The following is a 15,856-nucleotide window of genomic DNA, read 5'->3' as shown; positions in this document are numbered from 1 at the left end:
CGCTTAACGAGGTTGGAGCGTCCGGACGATCTTGCCCGGATCCGCAGCCGGGTTGGCGGAGAAGGCCGGCGAACCGAGGAAGCCCCGGCCAACCTCGTCAGCAAAGGAAGGTACTATAATACCTATTTCATCAACGCTCGGTTCGTGTTCTGCCGGCAACGGCCGATGTGGCTACAATCTGCTTCGCTTTCATTCAGTTCGGCCAGGGACGTCGCTGGACGGTTCCGCAACAGACGCCTCGGCCGAGGTGAACGTAAGTATTGGAGGGTCGGATGAAGCCTCATCCGCGAGCTGCTCTGCCAGCTCGAGGATTTTCTCCCGTTTGCCCGAATCCGTGATGCTGAGAAACGCTTTGATCAGCCACAATTCCTCGCCGCGCTGCCTGTCGAATCCAACATCGTCGTCCATGGCCATTATTCCCGCGCGACCGCCGGCTGAGTGGAGCCTGCACCTTCGAAGCAATCAGATACGGCGGTCGCGCCTTAAAGTTTCGGCTGCCCCCATGGCCAATCGCGAATTTGTCCGAGGCACCTGCAATCGGTCCCGACATCACAATGAGAAATTGAGGACCGTAGGCAAGTTGTCGCATACTCATTTTGGGTATGGCGGATGATCCGTTCGCTGCTGCCTTCGTTTACAGTGTTAATGTTGGTTTTTGATTCATGCGCAATGCTTCAGATATTACCCGGACGGTCTCGCGGCACACGCTGGCCTATATGCTGTTTTCGATCAGCGAGATGTTTCGGCATTACGACGAATTCGATCCGCTGGACCTTCTGATCGTCCATGCGATTTTGAACGCGAACGTCATCAACGTGATGAACGATCCGGCGCTCGACGAGAGATTCTCCAGCATTCATGCGGTCGAGCCGGACATGATCAAGCAAGGGGTCTCGCGGGCGGCACTCTCTCGCTTCCTGAGCCTGCCGCTGGAGACAGTTCGCCGTCGCGTGACGGGACTGAAGAGGCGGAAGATTCTCGCCGAGACCAAGGCTGGGCTGATCGTGACCGAGCAGAACGCATTCAGGTTTGGAAACAATCACGAACTGCAGAAGATCAACATGCTGCTGCTGACAAAGCTGCTTCGCGATCTCAAACGTGCCGGCATCAACGGACCGGATGATCTGCGTGCGGGCAAAAGCGCCGCATCCACAAGGAAGGCGAGGTAAGCGGCAGGATATGGATCAAGGCCTTCTCAACAAGGTTTGCGACGGAGCGCAAAATAGTGCGGCGGACAGCTTGCTGTCGTTCCAGGGTCTGAAGCCATCCTCGGCCCTCGAGCTCCAATCGTACGACATCGATCATTTCGGCGAGAGCGAGAGATATGCCGGCGCCTCCAGCATGCCGTTGTCTGCCGGGTCGACCGCAATCATGCGCGCCCGGCTCAGCCTGCCGACCCTGACCCTGTCTCTGGTGAAGACATTCCCGCGGATCATTCGCGGCTATCAGCTGATGAACGCTGCCGCGGTGGTGGTGCCGATGGATGATGTGACCGCAACCCGCATCAATGGCCAAACGATCGGTAGTTCCGTACTCATTCTGAAGGGGGCTTCCGATTGCCTGGTCTATGAGCCGGCGGGGCGCCTGATGGCTGTTGTCTACTTCAATCCGCCCGCGCGCGAGCCCTGGTCTCGACTGGATGACGGCTTTCATCTGCTATGCCCGGCATCCGACGTGCTGCTCTCCTTGCGTTGCTTGATTTCCACCACGCTTGAAACTGCAGCGAATGATCCGGACTTCCTGAACGAGCCGACTTCGCGAACGGTTGTCGAGCAATCCCTGTTCGCCGCGATGGATGCTGCTATTCGTACCAATGTAAATCGCGGAGCTGTGCCCTCCACCACGGATAGCTATCAGCGCATCGTCGCGGAGATGGAAAGACTGATCCGGCACGATCTGAGGATCTGGCACAAGACGACCGAACTGGCAGAGCGGGTGGGAGTGTCCGTTCGGACTCTCCAGAGTGCCACTCAGGCCATCTGCGGCATGAGCCCGCATCGCTATAGCCGGGTGTTGAGGCTCTGGTCGGTGCGCAAGCAGCTGCGCGTCGGCCCCGGGCGGCGCAGCGTCAAGGGCTGCGCCATTGCGCATGGCTTCTGGCATTTGAGCGAGTTCGCGGCGAGTTACCGGGCGGCGTTCGGAGAGCTACCCTCCGAGACCCTGCACCGGTCGATGCGAGAGGCAATCTAGCCGCCGCGCCAATCGCCCAGCACGGTCTGCACCAGCGCCAGCGCCGCGACCGCGGCCGTGTCGGCCCGCAGGATCCGGGGGCCGAGCGCCAGCCGCAGGATCTTCGGCTGACGCAGCAGCAATGCCCGCTCTTCCTCGGCAAAGCCGCCTTCGGGGCCGATCAGGACGTCGATCCCAAATCTTTCTTGATCAAATCTTCCTTGATCAAGTCTTGCCTGATCATGCCCGGCCTCGCGCGCCTGCTGCAGACTCTGGATGGGGTTTTCGACCTCCGCCGCCTCGTCGCAGAATACCAGCAGGCGGTCGGCGGCGCGCTGTGTCAGGAAGCGTTCGAGCGGCACCGGCTCGGCCACGGCGGCGATGCTGAGGATACCGCATTGCTCGGCCGCCTCGATCACATTGGCGCGCATGCGCTCGGTGTTGACACGGGACGCCTGCGTGAACCGGGTCTGGACCGGTTGCAGAATGGCCGCACCCATCTCCACCGCCTTCTGCACCGTGTAGTCGAGCCGGGCATGCTTCAGCGGGGCGAAGACGTAAGTGAGGTCGGGCAACCCGTCCTGGGCGCGGGCCTGCTGCAGGATGACGAGGTTGTCGGGCCGCTTGCGGCCTTCGATGGCGGCCTGCCACTCCCCGTCGCGGCCGTTGAAGGCCAGGATCGGGGCCCCGGCGGACAGCCGCAGCACATTACCGAGATAATTGCTCTGGGCGCGGTCGAGCGGGACCCTGGCGTCAGGAGCAAGGGGGGCATCGACGAACAGGCGGGGAGCGCGAAAATCGTGGGAGGGCATCGTTCAAAAGTCCGATTTGCCGCCGTTCTTAACCGAAAGCAGCCATTTCGGGGGTAAATTTTGCCAAACTGGTACGTCGGCGCGCCGCGCTCTTGCCCTAATCGACGGGTTGTTAAGGGTCGGCGGGAATCGTAAAATGCGAGCGCGCCGGTTGCACTTCAATTGGGAAGGCGCCGAACCCGTAAGCTCCTGCCGGAGAGACTGCCTTGATGATCCGTCGTCTGATGGTTCCGATCACTGTCGCCATGGTCACCATGGGCGCCGCGGGAGCTTATGCCCAGGGGTTCCCGGCACCGCTGCCCGGCCAGGCCGCACCCGATTCCGCGTTTCCGCCCGTGAACGGCTCGGCGCCCGTTGCCTCCGTCGGCGGCGCGCCGCAAGCCTCGTTCCCGGTCCATGGTGCGGCTCCCGTCGGTGGTGGTGGCTTCAGCGCGGCACCGCCGACGCAAGGCGGTCCCGGCGAGGATTGCATGAAGGAGTTCATCCCGCTGCGCGAGGAAGCCGAAAAGCGCGGCAAGCTGATCAAGGCGGCGAGCGACCGCCATGCTCCGCCGGACGAGGCCTGCAAGCTGATCAGCAATTTCAGCCAGTCTGAATTCAAGATGATCAAATACGTCGAAGCCCACGCCGCCAAATGCGGGATCCCGCCGCAGATCGGCGACCAGATGAAGAACGGCCACAAGAACACCGAGGCCATGCAGAAGAAGGTCTGCACGGTCGCGCAGCAGATGCAGAACCAGCCGCGCGGTCCGGCCGGGCCTTCGCTGAGCGAGGTGGTGGGGTCGGGCTCGGCGCCGGAAGCCAATGCCGGCAAGAAGGGCGGCAGCACCTTCGACACGCTCAATGGCAACGTCCTGACCCGATGAGCGATACATCCGCCCGCGTTGCCGATTCCACCGGCAACTGGGTCGATACGATCGCGCCGCAATGGGCGCGGCCTTATTTGCGATTGTCGCGCTTCGATCGTCCGATCGGCTCCTGGCTTTTGTTGATGCCGTGCTGGTGGTCGGCAGCGCTCGCCGCAGGCATGGCGCACGATGTCAGCCGCTTGCCGCTCACCATCATCCTGTTCTTCATCGGCGCCTTCGTGATGCGCGGGGCGGGCTGCACCTGGAACGACATCACCGACCGCGACCTCGATGCCAAGGTCGAGCGCACGCGCTCGCGGCCGCTGCCGTCGGGGCAGGTGAGCGCGAAACAGGCGCTGGTCTTCCTGGTCGCGCAGGCGCTGATCGGGCTCGTTGTGCTCCTGCAATTCAACCGCTTTGCGATTGCGACCGGCATCGCGTCGCTTCTGATCGTCGCGATCTATCCCTTCATGAAGCGCATCACCTGGTGGCCGCAGATCGTGCTGGGTCTCGCCTTTTCCTGGGGCGCCTTGATGGGGTTTGCCGTCATCTTCGGCCGCATCGACGTCACAGCGCTCGTGCTCTATGCCGGCGCGATCTCCTGGGTGATCGGCTACGACACGATCTACGCGCATCAGGACACCGAGGATGACGCGCTGATCGGCGTCAAGTCGACCGCGCGGCTGTTCGGCGCGCATACGCACCAGGCGCTGATCCTGTTCTATGGTCTTGCGGTGATGCTGATCGGCGTCGCGCTCGCATCAAGCGATGCGCGCTGGCCGGCATGGCTCGGGCTCGCGGCCTTCGCCATGCATCTGGCTTGGCAGATCAAGCGGCTCAGGATCGATGATCCCGAACTCTGCAAGCGCGTGTTCTACTCGAACCGCGATGCGGGGCTGTTGTTGTTTGCAGGGTTGCTCGCCGACGCGGTCATGCGGGCGGCGTAACTTCAGTTCCGCGCGATGATCTCGCGCTCTGCGCGGTGAACCGGCAGCTCGCGCGTCATGGCAGTGCGACGGCGCATCAGAAATTTCGGACGGCGGGTGCGGATCGCATTGCTGCGGCGACGGCGGGCTGCGGGCTTGCGGGCGCCTTCGTCGAGCTGCGGCAGCGCAAAGATCTCGCTCCAGATCGTCCAGGCCTCCGTGAGTTCGTCGCCATCAGTGCTGATCAGCAGCGGAACCGAAAGCGAGGGATCGCGATGGACCAGGACGAGGCTCTGCGCTTCGTCATTGCCGCGCAGTGCGACGCCGGTGAAGTCGCTGACGCGGACGTTGATCGCCATCCGCATGCCGCGGACGGCACGGCGCAGCACGACGCGTTCGCGATGAAGCTCGATCTGCCTGGTGTATCCGTCGGCGCGCGGATCATGCGCATCGAAGCGGACGGGAAGGGAAAGGGGGTCGAGCCGCAGATTGCGGCTCGACCCGGCGGGAGCGGCCCCGCTTGTTGCTGTTTGACGCCTCACGGCTTTAGTCTCCCCGCCAGGATTATGTTCCCGGTCGATGCGAGGACCTTAGCGCGGCGCTTTCCGAAACCGCTTAAAAAGGCTGGTTAATCCAACCTCACCGCCGCGCATGATTGACAAGACCTTGGCACGCATGATTGACGAGACGTTGCGCAGGCCTCGCGAATCTGAGCTTTTTGCCGGCTGAAAACGCTTGAAGTCCGTGCCAATTGGGCACATCTGGTGTTGAGGGCCGGTATCGCCCCGAAACCTCCCGCCGCAACAGGATTTCGTTTGTGAACCCTTCACCAAGCTCGACACTTTCGCCCGCCAATCGCGGCCTGTTCGATCAGTCCGCGCTGTCCGATCTCGCGCAGCGGCTGGTGGAGGCGGCAAAGCGCGCCGGCGCGGACGCGGCCGATGCGGTCGCGGTGCGCGGCATCTCGCAAGGCGTCGAGGTGCGCGACGGCCGTGTCGAGGAATCCGAGCGGTCCGAGGGCGACGATGTCGGCCTGCGCGTGCTGGTCGGCCGGCGCCAGGCCGTGGTCTCCACCAACGACGCCAGCGGCGATGCCGTGACCAAGCTTGCCGAGCGTGCGGTGGCGATGGCGCGCGTGGCGCCCGACGACAAATATGTCGGGCTCGCCGATCCCGCGCTGCTCGCGCGCGACTTCCCCGATCTCGATCTGCTCGATCCCGACGTGCCCGCGACCTCCGAGCTCGAGCGCCGCGCGCTCGAAGCCGAGGCTGCAGCGCTTGCCGTGAAGGGCGTGAGCAAATCCGGCGGCGCCTCGGCCTCCGCCGGCATGGGCGGCATGGTGCTCGTGACCAGCACCGGCTTCCACGGTTCCTATCTGCGCTCGAGCCAGGGCATCTCGGCGACCGCGATCGTCGGCGAAGGCACCGGCATGGAGCGCGACTACGACTTCACCTCGGCGCCGCATGGCACCGATCTGCTGTCGCCCGAGATCGTCGGCCGCTCCGCCGGCGAGCGCACCGTGGCGCGCTTCAATCCGCGCAAGGTCGAGACCTGCAAGGTGCCTGTCGTGTTCGATCCGCGTGTCGCCGGCTCGCTGGTCGGCCATGTCGTCGGGGCCATCAACGGCGCCTCGATCGCGCGCAAGACCAGCTTCCTCAAGGACAAGCTCGGCCAGCAGCTCTTTTCGAAGAACATCCGCATCATCGACGATCCCTTGCGCAAGCGCGGCCTGCGCTCGCAGACGTTTGACGCCGAGGGCGTTGCGGTGAAGAAGATCGCGCTGATCGACGAGGGCGTGCTGACGACCTGGCTGCTCGATTGCGCCACCGCGCGCGAGCTCGGCCTCACCACCACCGGCCACGCCCATCGCGGCGTGTCGTCATCACCGTCGCCCGGGCCGTACAATCTGCATCTCGAACCCGGCATCCCGACCCCGGCCGAGCTGATCGCCGACATCAAGCAGGGTTTCTACATCACCGATCTGATCGGCTCCGGCGTCAACGGTGTCACCGGCGATTACAGCCGCGGCGCGTCCGGCTTCTGGATCGAGAATGGTGAGCTGACCTATCCCGTCAGTGAGGTGACGATCGCAGGCCATCTGTTCGAGATCTTCAAGTCGATGCAGCCGGCGAACAATCTCGAATTCCGCTACGGCGTCAACGCGCCGACGGTACGCATCGAGGGTTTGACGCTTGGCGGACGCTGACGCGAACTCTCTCGACCAGACTGTCCTGGTGCGCGACGCGGCGCTGCTGAAAGACGCGGTGCTGGACGCAGGCGCGCTGGCGCAGTCGATGTTCCGCACCGAACTGAAGAAATGGACCAAGGGCGCATCCTCGCCGGTCTCGGAAGCAGATATCGCCGTCAACGATTTGCTCGAAGCGCGCCTGCGCGGCGTCACGCCGGACTATGGCTGGCTGTCGGAGGAGAGCGCCGATGATTCCACGCGGCTGTCGCGGCGGCTGACATGGGTGGTCGATCCGATCGACGGCACCCGCAATTATCTGGGCGGCCATGACGAATGGTGCGTCAGCGTGGCGCTGGTCGAGAATGCTTCGCCCCTCCTCGGCGCGGTGTTCGCGCCGACCAGCGGCGAGTTCTTTTTCGCGGCCCGCGGCCAGGGCACGATGCTGAACGACAGGCCGGTGCGGGCCGCGTCCGGCTCTGCGCTCGACTTCGCCCGGATCGCCGGCCCGAAGCCGCTGGTCGAGCGGCTCAACGTTTCCGGCGGCGACATCAAGCTGCATCCGCGAATCGGCTCGCTCGCGCTCCGGCTCTGCCGGGTTGCCCATGGCGGGCTGGATGCGGCTTTTGCGGGCGGCAGCAGCCATGATTGGGACCTTGCGGCGGCCGATTTGATCGTGCAGGAAGCGGATGGTAGGATGAGCGACCTCTCCGGAGAACCCATCCTCTATAACCGCCGGGAAATCACGCACGGGGTGCTGGTGGCAGCGGGGCGCGATCGTCATGCGAGCATTGTCGCGCATTTTCGCAATCGTCCCTTGCCCTGAGCCCTTTCGCTGTGCTTTTCGAACACTGCTTTGCCGGGCAGCTCATTAGGAAGAGAACCCATGTCGGATAGTGCCCCGCAACAACTGCTTCATCTCGTCATCGGTGGCGAGCTGCTCGATCTCGAGCACAACACCTTCAAGAACCTGGACGACGTCGAGGTCGTCGGCCTCTACCCGAACTATGCGACCGCGCACGCCGCCTGGCGCGCCAAGGCGCAGAGCACGGTCGACAACGCGCAGATGCGCTATTTCATCGTCCATCTCCACCGGCTGCTCGACCCGAATCAAGAATCGAAGGCGCGTTGAAAAAACTGCTTCGCAATACGCTGCGAAGCAGCTGGTTTCAGCGTGCCGTCGGGGTCCTGGCGGCCGAATATCTGCGTCTGGTCTGGCGGACCAACAGGTTCACGTTCGATCCGCCTGAGGTCTATGACATCGTCGAGCCGCAGATCCCGGCGATCTTCGCCTTCTGGCACGGCCAGCACTTCCTCACCCCCTTCATCAAGAACAAGGACTCCTATCGGGCCAAGGTCCTGATCTCGCGGCATCGCGACGGCGAGTTCAACGCCATCGCGGTGGAGCGGCTCGGCATCGGCCTCATCCGCGGTTCCGGCGACCATGGCAGCGCCTTCCACCGCAAAGGCGGGGTCGGCGCCTTCAAGGAGATGGTGCGGACGCTCGAGGACGGTTGTAATGTCGCGCTGACCGCCGATGTCCCGAAGCGCGCGCGCGTGGCGGGACTCGGCATTATCATGCTGGCACGGGAATCGGGGCGGCCGATCATGCCTTTCGCAATGGCGACCAGCCGCTTCATCCGGCTCAAGAACTGGGACCGCACCACCATCAATCTGCCATTCGGGCGGGGCGCATTGGTCGGGATCAAGGAAATCAGCGTGCCGCCGGATGCCGACGCCGCCACCATGGAAGCGCTGCGGCTGGAGCTGGAAGAGACGTTGAACGAGGCGACCCGCCGCGCCTATGCGCATCTCGGCCGCCCGGGGCCCCAAGATGGCTAGTTCGCTGCCCAATTCGTTGCCGATGACGCTGCGGATGTACCAGCGCCTGGCTTCAGGCCTGGTGCCGCTGGCGCCTGCGCTGATCAAGCGGCGGCTGAAGCAGGGCAAGGAGGATCCCGCGCGCGTCGGCGAACGGCGGGGTCTGTCCCAGGACGTGCGGCCGCATGGGCCGCTGGTCTGGATTCACGGCGCCAGCGTCGGCGAGGTTTTGGCCGCGGCAGCGCTGATCGAGCGGCTGCGCGATCTCAACCTGCGCATCCTGCTGACCTCGGGCACGGTGACCTCGGCCGCTGTCGTCGCAAAGCGCTTTCCGCCCGACGTTATCCATCAATACGTTCCGTATGATTCCCCGCGCTATGTCGCGCGCTTCCTCGATCACTGGAAGCCGTCACTGGCGCTGTTCATCGAATCCGATCTGTGGCCGAACCTGATCCTGGCGGGCGCAGTGCGCCGCGTGCCGATGGTGCTGATCAACGGGCGGATGTCGCCGCGCTCGTTCCCGCGCTGGCGGCGGATGTACGGCACCATCTCGGCGCTGCTCTCGCGGTTCGACATTTGTCTCGCACAGTCGAAGCTGGACGCCGAACGCTTCTCGGCGCTCGGCGGCCGTGACGTCGTCACGACAGGCAATCTCAAGCTCGACGTGCCGGCGCCGCCCGCCGATCCCGCCAGGCTCGAGCGGCTGATGGCGATGACGCGGGGGCGGCCGATCATCGTCGCGGCCTCGACCCATCCGGGCGAAGACGAGATGCTGGTCGCGGCGCACCGCAGCCTCGTCGGTGTCTTCCCGCAACTTCTGACCGTGATCGTGCCGCGGCACCCGGACCGCGGCTCCTCGATATCGGGCATGATCACGGCGTCGGGCCTGAAGCCGGCCTTGCGTTCGCGCGACGAGCCGCTGGCGGCCACCACTGACGTCTATGTCGCCGACACCATGGGCGAGCTCGGCCTGTTCTACCGCCTTTCGCCGATCGTCTTCATGGGAGGATCGCTGATCCGCCATGGCGGACAGAATCCGATCGAGGCGATCAAGCTCGGCGCGGCGATCGTCCATGGTCCGCACGTCTTCAACTTCAGCGAACTTTATGAGGCACTCGACCAAAGCGGCGGTGCGCGCCAGGCCGACACGCAGGAGGCGCTGGTCAAGCAGCTCGGCCTGTTGCTGGCCGAGCCGACCGTGCGTGACAAGATGCAGCACGCAGGCTCAGGCGTGGTCGCGCAGCTCGGCGGCGCGCTCGATCGCACGATCACGGCGCTCGAGCCGTATCTGATGCAGTTGCGGATCGAGATGGGAGCCGCCAATGCGTGAGCCGGCCTTCTGGTACCGGCCGCGTTCCCCGAAGTCGCATCTCCTCCGTCCATTGGGCGCGCTCTACGGCGCCATTGCGGCGCGCCGCATGACGCAAATGGGCGTCGATGCCGGCATTCCCGTGCTCTGCGTCGGCAACTATCACGTCGGCGGCGCCGGCAAGACGCCGACCGTGCTGGCGCTGACGAAGCTGTTGCGCGAGCTCGGCGAGACGCCGGTCGTGCTCAGCCGCGGCTATGGCGGGCGCCTGGAGGGCCCGGTGATGGTCGACCGGATGCGTCACACCGCAATTGATGTCGGCGACGAGCCGTTGATGATGGTGCGCGACGTGCCGGTCGCCGTTGCGCACGATCGGCTCGAAGGTGTCGCGCTGGCGAAATCCCAAGGCGCGACATTGATCCTGATGGATGACGGCTTCCAGAACCCGCGCATCATGAAGGACGCCTCGCTGATCGTGATCGACAGCGAACGCGGCCTTGGCAACGGCAAGGTGTTTCCCGCCGGCCCCCTGCGTGCGCCGCTGAAGGCGCAGCTCGCGCGTACCGATGCGCTGGTGCTGATCGGCGATGGCCATGCCGCCGACGGTGTCGCGGCGGAGATTTCCGCGCGCGACAAGCCGGTGCTGCGCGCGCGGCTGAAGCCCGAGGCCGCATCGGTCGCGCAGCTCTTCGGCAGGCAGGTTCTGGCGTTCGCGGGTATCGGCGATCCCGAGCGCTTCTTCCGCAGCTTGCGCGCCTGCGGCGTAGAGGTCGCGCGCACGCGCCCGTTCGCCGATCACCACATGTTCTCGCCAGCCGAAATCGCGGCACTCGTAGCGGACGCACAGCGCGAGCAGCTCGTTCTGGTGACGACGGAAAAGGATCTTGCGCGGTTGCGCGGCAACGAGGGCGTGCCGGACGGCATCGTGCCGTTCGCAGTCCAGCTCGAGTTCGATGACGTACCAACGCTCCGCCGCCTGATCAGCGATCATCTCTACAAGGCGCGCGAGCGACGGTTCAGCACGCGGTGACCTCGTCCCCGCAATGATCTCGTAGGGTGGGCAAAGCGAAGCGTGCCCACCAATAATATTGCTCTGTCCGCCCTACGGTACTTGTATTTTTATCGCTTATATATCATAGGTTGAGCGTCCAGATTTGAGCGCTCAGTGAATGGCTTAAGTAGTCGCGATGCTGCCGTACCCTGCCAGTCCGCTTATTCTTCGTTTTGTCGTAGGGACGCTGCTCTTTTCGCTGATCTATGGGGCTATCATCAAATATTTCGAACGAAGGCTGGCATTTTGGCAAGCCTATTTAATCGCGGTGGTGGCGAATTCCGTTTTGGCCGTGCTGCTTGCAGTGTACAATTTTTCCAAGGCGGAGTTTGACGTCTCTCCTGTGTTGGACTTGGGAGCAAACCTGGCAGGGCTGGCGCTGTGGGGTTTCATCATTACCCGCATGGCGGCGAACTACGGGATCAGGAAAAAGGGACGGTTCGGTCTTGGCTCCAAGGCGGTGTTCGCAACAACCTTGTTAATGCTGATTTTCGTGATCGCTGTGATCGGTATCAACGTATTTTTGGGGCAGGGCGTTCCGGAGATCAAGGGGTGATCCGGTACGAGAGACGCAACACGGCGTAAGTCCGTTCTGGAGCACGAGCTAACGTTCTGGGGAAATGAAGGAGCGACCCGCCCTCAGAACGACCTCGCGTTTTTATGAGAACGCAGACGAGGTGGCACGCTGCGCTTTGCCCACCCTGCGACAGTGCGCCATTGAGCCGACATTCATCGCAAAACTACGGCACCTCGCTATTCACCCGGCATTCATCGCAAGACTCCTATTCCAATCGATCAGGAGAATTCGATGAAACTGCCCTCCGCGGCCGTTGCCGCCAGTCTTGTGTGTCTCATCATTGCACCGGTGTCTGCACAAACACCGCCGCCGGCCGCGCCCGCAAATCCAGCCAGCACGGTTCCGGTTCCCGCGACCAAGCGCATGACGTGCCTTGGCTCGACTCAAAAGCTGAAGGGGCAAGACAAGCGCGACCAGATGCAGCTCTGCATGGCGCAGGCCCGGCTCGATTGCCTGAAGCAGGCGATCGATCAGAAGGTCGTCGGCGAGCCCAGGAGGAATTTTATCAAGACCTGCGTCGGCGCGGATGGCACGGAGCAACAATAGGCGCGCGGCTGCGGGCTTACGGCTGTGGCTTGGGCGCACCCGGAAAGTGCCGCTGCAGCACGGCGGCAGGCGTGGCGTAGGCCTCTTGCAGGTCCACGCTCCAGTATTTCAATTCGTCGAGCGGGATCCGCGTGTCTGATATCGCGCAGCGCACAAAGGTCCCCGGCGATATCACGCGGAAATCACCGTCGAGATATTGCACCTGCGCTTCGCCATTGCCCGATGGGCCGAACTTGTTCAGCACGGTTGGAAGTCTCCGTGAAAAGCCTCTCCGTGGAAAACCCTGGAGGGCATGATGTGATGCATTCGATCTACCATAAATAGGATGCCTTGTCCGCCCGTGAAAGCCACCGACTTGTGATGTTTTACCGCCGTTTCCGCATGATAGTGCTGCGGCGAAGGATCGTCCGATGCGCCTTCGACTGACCGCCCTGTTGTTAACCCTCCTGATGTCGGCCGCGCACGCGGCGCCCGTGCCGCAGCAGGTCGACATTCCCCTGTCGTCCGGAATCCTGCATGCGCAGCTCTACAAGCCCGAGGGCGAGGGGCCGTTTCCGACCGTGGTCGCGCTGCATGGCTGCGGCGGGCTCGGCGGTCACGCTGATCCCGTGCTGACGCGCTATCGCGACTGGGCTGAAGATCTGCTCAAGGCGGGCAATGCGGTGCTGCTACCCGACAGCTACGGCTCGCGCGAGCTCGGCCCGCAGTGCCGGGTCAAGGAGATGCACATCAAGGCGCGGCGCGAGCGTGTTGCCGACATCGTGGCGGCGCGCGCCTGGCTGATGAAGCAGGCCTGGGTCGCGCGCGACCGCGTCAGCCTGATGGGCTGGGCGAATGGTGCCAGCGCGCTGCTCTGGGCGGTGCGTCCGCAGAATGCCGCGCGCGACGCGGCGCCGGATTTTCGCGCGGCCATCGCCTTCTATCCGGACTGCCGGATTTCCGCCGGCCTCGGCTGGAGCGCGCGGGTGCCGACGCTGGTTTTGATCGGCGGCAAGGACGACGTCTCGTCGCCGCCGGCCTGTCGCCAGATGGTGGACGGCGCGCTCGGCCGCAGTGCGCTCACACGCATCGTGGTCTATCCCGGCGCCTATCACGATTTCGACCGCGCCAACACGCCGCTGCACGCAGCTGCCGGCAGCAGCGATGCCGCCGCGCCCGAGCAGGGCCATCTCGGCACCGACGCGGACGCACGCGCGGATTCGCAGAAGCAGGTCGCGGAATGGCTGGCGCGGTAAGGGCGCGCTGAAAGTTTTGCAGGGATGAGCGGACTTGTCTCGCCGTAGCTCGGTAGAAGCGAAGGCGGAAGCGGGGCCGCCCGAGGAACAAGGTGAGGCGGACAGCCCCGCATCGACCACCGCCCTGCACGGACAATGATGGCCGACCGGGAATCTACGGATCGCGCGTCAACCGGGTTTCAGCAGGTGTCGGCGCCTTAGTTCGACCATGATGTCGATTAAACGCATCCTTATGCGCAATCGCTTCGCCCTGTTCTCCTCCGCACTGGTCATCTTCACCGTCGTGATCTTCCTGTTCGAAGCCCACGCCGGCGCCCCGCAGCCCACGCCGGAACATTGCGGCTTCTGGACCACGATCGACGCGGGATTGTCCTGCCAGTAGGCGGCTACGCGCTGTCTCCACGGCGTCATTGCGAGCGCAGCGAAGCAATCCAGAATCTTTCCGCGGAGGGACTCTGGATTGCTTCGCTACGCTCGCAATGACGAGGTTGGGGCTGCTCGCGCATCCCACATCATCGGTGTCATCGCCCGGCTCGACCGGGCGATCCAGTAGTCCGAGACGTTCGTGATTCACCGAGAAGCCGCGGAGCACTGGATTCCCCGCTTTCGCGGGGAATGACGGAAAGCTCTAAAACAAACTGCCCTGATCCACCGGCTTGCCCACGCGCTTCGGCGCGGGCTTTGCGTCTGGCGCTGCCGGCTTTGGTTGCGATGGCGCGCGCTTGGCGGGCGGCTCGGGGCGATCCGCATCCGCCGTCGCGCCGACGCGGCCGTCGGCAAACTCGATCGCGATCCGCGCGTTCGGTCCGACGTTGTCGGCCGAATGCAGGGGATGGCCGGCCTCGTCACGCACCAGCGCAAAGCCGCGGGCGAGCACGCCGCGATAGGACAAAGCGGAGAGCAGCTTGCCGCTGGCCTCGACGCGCGCGTCGAGCCGGTGCAAGAGCGTCGCCAGTGCGCGTTGCGCCCGCTCGCCAAGCCGATGCGCGCGTTCGCGCTGGCGGGCGATCGCATTGCGCTGCGCCTGTGCGTTGGAGAGTTTTGAGGCGCGCAAGCGCACCTCAAGTCCGGCGAAGCGATCGCGCCGCCGGCGCAAGAGAGAGCGTGCCGACAGGCCAAGCCGTTCGCCGCAGACGGTGAGCCGGTGATCGGCCTGCGAAATCTGCCCGTGCAGCACCCGCAGCGTCAGCTTGGCGCTGGCGGCAGTAAATCTGCGGAAATGCGCATGCGTGTTGGCCTTGAGCCCGCGGGGCAGGGCGCTACCTGCCGAATCCAGCCGCTGCCGCGGGATCGCCAGCAGGTCGCCGGCCGCCGGCAGGGCGCGCGCGGCGGCGCGCAGCTCGTTGCGGCGGCTCTCATGGCTGCGCTGCCAATAGGCGCGGTTGCGCCGCGCAAGGTCGGCGACCTCGACAAAGAGATCGCTGCGCACCGGCACGGCCATTTCGGCCGCCGCCGTCGGCGTCGGCGCGCGCTTGTCGGCGACGAAGTCGATCAGCGTGATGTCGGTCTCGTGCCCGACCGCCGAGATCAGCGGGATCATGCTTTCGGCGGCTGCACGCACCACGATCTCCTCGTTGAACGACCAAAGGTCCTCCAGCGAGCCGCCACCGCGCGCGACGATCAGCACGTCGGGCCGCGGAATCTTGCCGCCCTCCGGCAGCGCGTTGAAGCCGCGGATCGCGGCCGCGACCTGCTCGGCCGAGCCTTCGCCCTGCACCTTGACCGGCCACACCAGCACGTGACGCGGAAAACGATCCTCGAGCCGGTGCAGGATGTCACGGATGACCGCGCCGGTCGGCGACGTCACCACGCCGATCACTTCGGGCAGCCAGGGCAGCAGCTGCTTGCGCGCCTCGTCGAACAGGCCTTCGGCGGCGAGCTTCTTCTTGCGCTCCTCCATCAGCGCCATCAGCGCGCCGATGCCGGCCGGCTCCAAAGCCTCGATCACGATCTGGTACTTCGAGGAGCCCGGATAGGTCGTGAGCTTGCCGGTGGCGATCACCTCGAGCCCTTCCTGCGGCTTGAAGCGCATCCGCCCGTGCACCCCCTTCCAGATCACCGCCTCGATCTTGGCGCTCTCGTCCTTGAGCGCGAAATAGCAGTGACCGGAAGAATGGGCGCCGCGGAACCCGGAAATCTCGCCGCGGACCCGGACATGGCCATAGGTGTCCTCCACGGTCCGCTTCAGGGACTGGGAGAGCTCGGAAACGGTGAATTCGGGCGTATTGGGCAGGGGTTCCGCAGGCGGCATCGGCACACGATTCGGCATTTTGGGATCGAGCCCGACGTTAAGGATTTTCGCCGCGCGGCGCCAATCCGGGGATTGATATGGAGAGTACTCTGTAATATAGAGTTCTCTATCGATCTTCAGTTTGAT

At 64.4% G+C, this 15,856-nt stretch carries 19 protein-coding genes; 14 read left to right on the top strand and 5 right to left on the bottom strand.

Annotation, left to right across the window (positions count from 1 at the left end; genetic code table 11):
* Window positions 1-189: 189 nt before the first annotated feature.
* On the bottom strand, window positions 190-408 hold the full coding sequence (locus tag ACPPVR_RS37700) for a hypothetical protein (RefSeq protein WP_426611549.1): 219 nt from the start codon (window positions 406-408) through the stop codon (window positions 190-192).
* Window positions 409-662: 254 nt separating this feature from the next.
* Between ACPPVR_RS37700 and ACPPVR_RS37695 the strand changes: the two genes are divergently transcribed.
* Together ACPPVR_RS37695 and ACPPVR_RS37690 are read left to right on the top strand one after the other, a co-directional pair.
* Window positions 663-1,169 carry a hypothetical protein gene (locus ACPPVR_RS37695; protein ID WP_426611548.1) on the top strand — a complete coding sequence of 169 codons (507 nt, stop codon included), beginning with the start codon at window positions 663-665 and terminating at the stop codon, window positions 1,167-1,169.
* A 10-nt stretch (window positions 1,170-1,179) separates the two neighbouring features.
* Window positions 1,180-2,190 carry a helix-turn-helix domain-containing protein gene (locus tag ACPPVR_RS37690; protein ID WP_426611547.1) on the top strand — a complete coding sequence of 337 codons (1,011 nt, stop codon included), beginning with the start codon at window positions 1,180-1,182 and terminating at the stop codon, window positions 2,188-2,190.
* Here ACPPVR_RS37690 and ACPPVR_RS37685 read toward each other — a convergent pair.
* Complete coding sequence (locus ACPPVR_RS37685; RefSeq protein WP_426611546.1) at window positions 2,187-2,981, bottom strand: 16S rRNA (uracil(1498)-N(3))-methyltransferase; 795 nt, start codon at window positions 2,979-2,981, stop codon at window positions 2,187-2,189. The two genes, ACPPVR_RS37690 and ACPPVR_RS37685, sit on opposite strands and share 4 nt — an antisense overlap.
* Window positions 2,982-3,190: 209 nt before the next feature.
* Here ACPPVR_RS37685 and ACPPVR_RS37680 point away from each other — a divergent pair, with 209 nt between their 5' ends.
* Window positions 3,191-3,847: a hypothetical protein gene (locus ACPPVR_RS37680; RefSeq protein WP_426616264.1), complete on the top strand. Its 657-nt coding sequence runs from the start codon at window positions 3,191-3,193 to the stop codon at window positions 3,845-3,847.
* Window positions 3,844-4,776 carry a 4-hydroxybenzoate octaprenyltransferase gene (gene ubiA / locus ACPPVR_RS37675; protein ID WP_426611545.1) on the top strand — a complete coding sequence of 311 codons (933 nt, stop codon included), beginning with the start codon at window positions 3,844-3,846 and terminating at the stop codon, window positions 4,774-4,776. Before ACPPVR_RS37680 ends, ubiA begins: the two co-directional genes overlap by 4 nt.
* A 2-nt stretch (window positions 4,777-4,778) precedes the next feature.
* On the opposite strand, the gene ACPPVR_RS37670 is transcribed toward ubiA, so the two are convergent.
* Window positions 4,779-5,297 carry a DUF6101 family protein gene (locus ACPPVR_RS37670; RefSeq protein ID WP_426611544.1) on the bottom strand — a complete coding sequence of 173 codons (519 nt, stop codon included), beginning with the start codon at window positions 5,295-5,297 and terminating at the stop codon, window positions 4,779-4,781.
* A 275-nt stretch (window positions 5,298-5,572) separates the two neighbouring features.
* On the opposite strand from ACPPVR_RS37670, the gene ACPPVR_RS37665 reads away from it, so the two are divergent.
* The 8 genes from ACPPVR_RS37665 (at window position 5,573) to ACPPVR_RS37630 (ending at window position 12,244) form a co-directional block, all read left to right on the top strand.
* On the top strand, window positions 5,573-6,961 hold the full coding sequence (locus ACPPVR_RS37665) for a TldD/PmbA family protein (protein ID WP_426611543.1): 1,389 nt from the start codon (window positions 5,573-5,575) through the stop codon (window positions 6,959-6,961).
* A complete protein-coding gene (locus ACPPVR_RS37660) occupies window positions 6,948-7,766 on the top strand; it encodes a 3'(2'),5'-bisphosphate nucleotidase CysQ (RefSeq protein ID WP_426611542.1) in 819 nt (272 codons plus the stop codon). Before ACPPVR_RS37665 ends, ACPPVR_RS37660 begins: the two co-directional genes overlap by 14 nt.
* A 60-nt stretch (window positions 7,767-7,826) precedes the next feature.
* On the top strand, window positions 7,827-8,072 hold the full coding sequence (locus ACPPVR_RS37655) for a DUF4170 domain-containing protein (RefSeq protein ID WP_426611541.1): 246 nt from the start codon (window positions 7,827-7,829) through the stop codon (window positions 8,070-8,072).
* Window positions 8,069-8,782, top strand: a complete 714-nt coding sequence (locus ACPPVR_RS37650) for a lysophospholipid acyltransferase family protein (RefSeq protein ID WP_426611540.1) — start codon at window positions 8,069-8,071, stop codon at window positions 8,780-8,782. Before ACPPVR_RS37655 ends, ACPPVR_RS37650 begins: the two co-directional genes overlap by 4 nt.
* Window positions 8,745-10,091, top strand: coding sequence for a 3-deoxy-D-manno-octulosonic acid transferase (locus ACPPVR_RS37645; protein WP_426611539.1), 1,347 nt, complete (start codon window positions 8,745-8,747; stop codon window positions 10,089-10,091). Before ACPPVR_RS37650 ends, ACPPVR_RS37645 begins: the two co-directional genes overlap by 38 nt.
* A complete protein-coding gene (gene lpxK / locus ACPPVR_RS37640) occupies window positions 10,084-11,100 on the top strand; it encodes a tetraacyldisaccharide 4'-kinase (protein WP_426611538.1) in 1,017 nt (338 codons plus the stop codon). The genes ACPPVR_RS37645 and lpxK overlap by 8 nt, the downstream gene beginning before the upstream one ends.
* A gap of 157 nt (window positions 11,101-11,257) precedes the next feature.
* Window positions 11,258-11,677, top strand: coding sequence for a hypothetical protein (locus ACPPVR_RS37635; protein ID WP_426611537.1), 420 nt, complete (start codon window positions 11,258-11,260; stop codon window positions 11,675-11,677).
* A gap of 252 nt (window positions 11,678-11,929) precedes the next feature.
* A complete protein-coding gene (locus ACPPVR_RS37630; RefSeq protein WP_426611536.1) occupies window positions 11,930-12,244 on the top strand; it encodes a hypothetical protein in 315 nt (104 codons plus the stop codon).
* Window positions 12,245-12,260: 16 nt separating this feature from the next.
* On the opposite strand, the gene ACPPVR_RS37625 is transcribed toward ACPPVR_RS37630, so the two are convergent.
* The gene (locus tag ACPPVR_RS37625) at window positions 12,261-12,488 is read right to left on the bottom strand and encodes a DUF2093 domain-containing protein (RefSeq protein ID WP_426611535.1); all 228 of its coding nucleotides are present in this window, start codon (window positions 12,486-12,488) and stop codon (window positions 12,261-12,263) included.
* Window positions 12,489-12,654: 166 nt separating this feature from the next.
* Between ACPPVR_RS37625 and ACPPVR_RS37620 the strand changes: the two genes are divergently transcribed.
* Both ACPPVR_RS37620 and ACPPVR_RS37615 read left to right on the top strand, forming a co-directional pair.
* Window positions 12,655-13,479 (top strand): dienelactone hydrolase family protein, encoded by an 825-nt coding sequence (locus tag ACPPVR_RS37620; protein ID WP_426611534.1) that lies wholly within the window; start codon window positions 12,655-12,657, stop codon window positions 13,477-13,479.
* Window positions 13,480-13,687: 208 nt separating this feature from the next.
* The gene (locus ACPPVR_RS37615; protein WP_426611533.1) at window positions 13,688-13,861 is read left to right on the top strand and encodes a hypothetical protein; all 174 of its coding nucleotides are present in this window, start codon (window positions 13,688-13,690) and stop codon (window positions 13,859-13,861) included.
* A gap of 246 nt (window positions 13,862-14,107) precedes the next feature.
* Here ACPPVR_RS37615 and xseA read toward each other — a convergent pair whose 3' ends face one another.
* A complete protein-coding gene (xseA, locus tag ACPPVR_RS37610) occupies window positions 14,108-15,730 on the bottom strand; it encodes an exodeoxyribonuclease VII large subunit (protein WP_426616263.1) in 1,623 nt (540 codons plus the stop codon).
* Window positions 15,731-15,856: the final 126 nt, after the last annotated feature.

It is taken from the genome of Bradyrhizobium sp. McL0616 (assembly GCF_049993385.1).
Taxonomy (GTDB): Bacteria; Pseudomonadota; Alphaproteobacteria; order Rhizobiales; family Xanthobacteraceae; genus Bradyrhizobium.
Note: the sequence above shows the minus strand (reverse complement) of the source record. Positions and strands in the feature narration are given on the sequence as shown.

Bases quoted from the DNA above. Each gene is read 5' to 3' on its own strand.
- ACPPVR_RS37645 (WP_426611539.1), top strand. From the start codon at position 8,745: ATGCGCATCTCGGCCGCCCGGGGCCCCAAGATGGCTAGTTCGCTGCCC.
- lpxK (WP_426611538.1), top strand. From the start codon at position 10,084: ATGCGTGAGCCGGCCTTCTGGTACCGGCCGCGTTCCCCGAAGTCGCAT.
- ACPPVR_RS37615 (WP_426611533.1), top strand. From the start codon at position 13,688: ATGATGTCGATTAAACGCATCCTTATGCGCAATCGCTTCGCCCTGTTC.
- ACPPVR_RS37695 (WP_426611548.1), top strand. From the start codon at position 663: ATGCGCAATGCTTCAGATATTACCCGGACGGTCTCGCGGCACACGCTG.
- ACPPVR_RS37690 (WP_426611547.1), top strand. From the start codon at position 1,180: ATGGATCAAGGCCTTCTCAACAAGGTTTGCGACGGAGCGCAAAATAGT.
- ACPPVR_RS37685 (WP_426611546.1), bottom strand. From the start codon at position 2,981: ATGCCCTCCCACGATTTTCGCGCTCCCCGCCTGTTCGTCGATGCCCCC.
- ACPPVR_RS37635 (WP_426611537.1), top strand. From the start codon at position 11,258: ATGCTGCCGTACCCTGCCAGTCCGCTTATTCTTCGTTTTGTCGTAGGG.
- ACPPVR_RS37655 (WP_426611541.1), top strand. From the start codon at position 7,827: ATGTCGGATAGTGCCCCGCAACAACTGCTTCATCTCGTCATCGGTGGC.
- ACPPVR_RS37680 (WP_426616264.1), top strand. From the start codon at position 3,191: ATGATCCGTCGTCTGATGGTTCCGATCACTGTCGCCATGGTCACCATG.
- ubiA (WP_426611545.1), top strand. From the start codon at position 3,844: ATGAGCGATACATCCGCCCGCGTTGCCGATTCCACCGGCAACTGGGTC.
- ACPPVR_RS37620 (WP_426611534.1), top strand. From the start codon at position 12,655: ATGCGCCTTCGACTGACCGCCCTGTTGTTAACCCTCCTGATGTCGGCC.
- ACPPVR_RS37700 (WP_426611549.1), bottom strand. From the start codon at position 408: ATGGACGACGATGTTGGATTCGACAGGCAGCGCGGCGAGGAATTGTGG.
- xseA (WP_426616263.1), bottom strand. From the start codon at position 15,730: ATGCCGCCTGCGGAACCCCTGCCCAATACGCCCGAATTCACCGTTTCC.
- ACPPVR_RS37630 (WP_426611536.1), top strand. From the start codon at position 11,930: ATGAAACTGCCCTCCGCGGCCGTTGCCGCCAGTCTTGTGTGTCTCATC.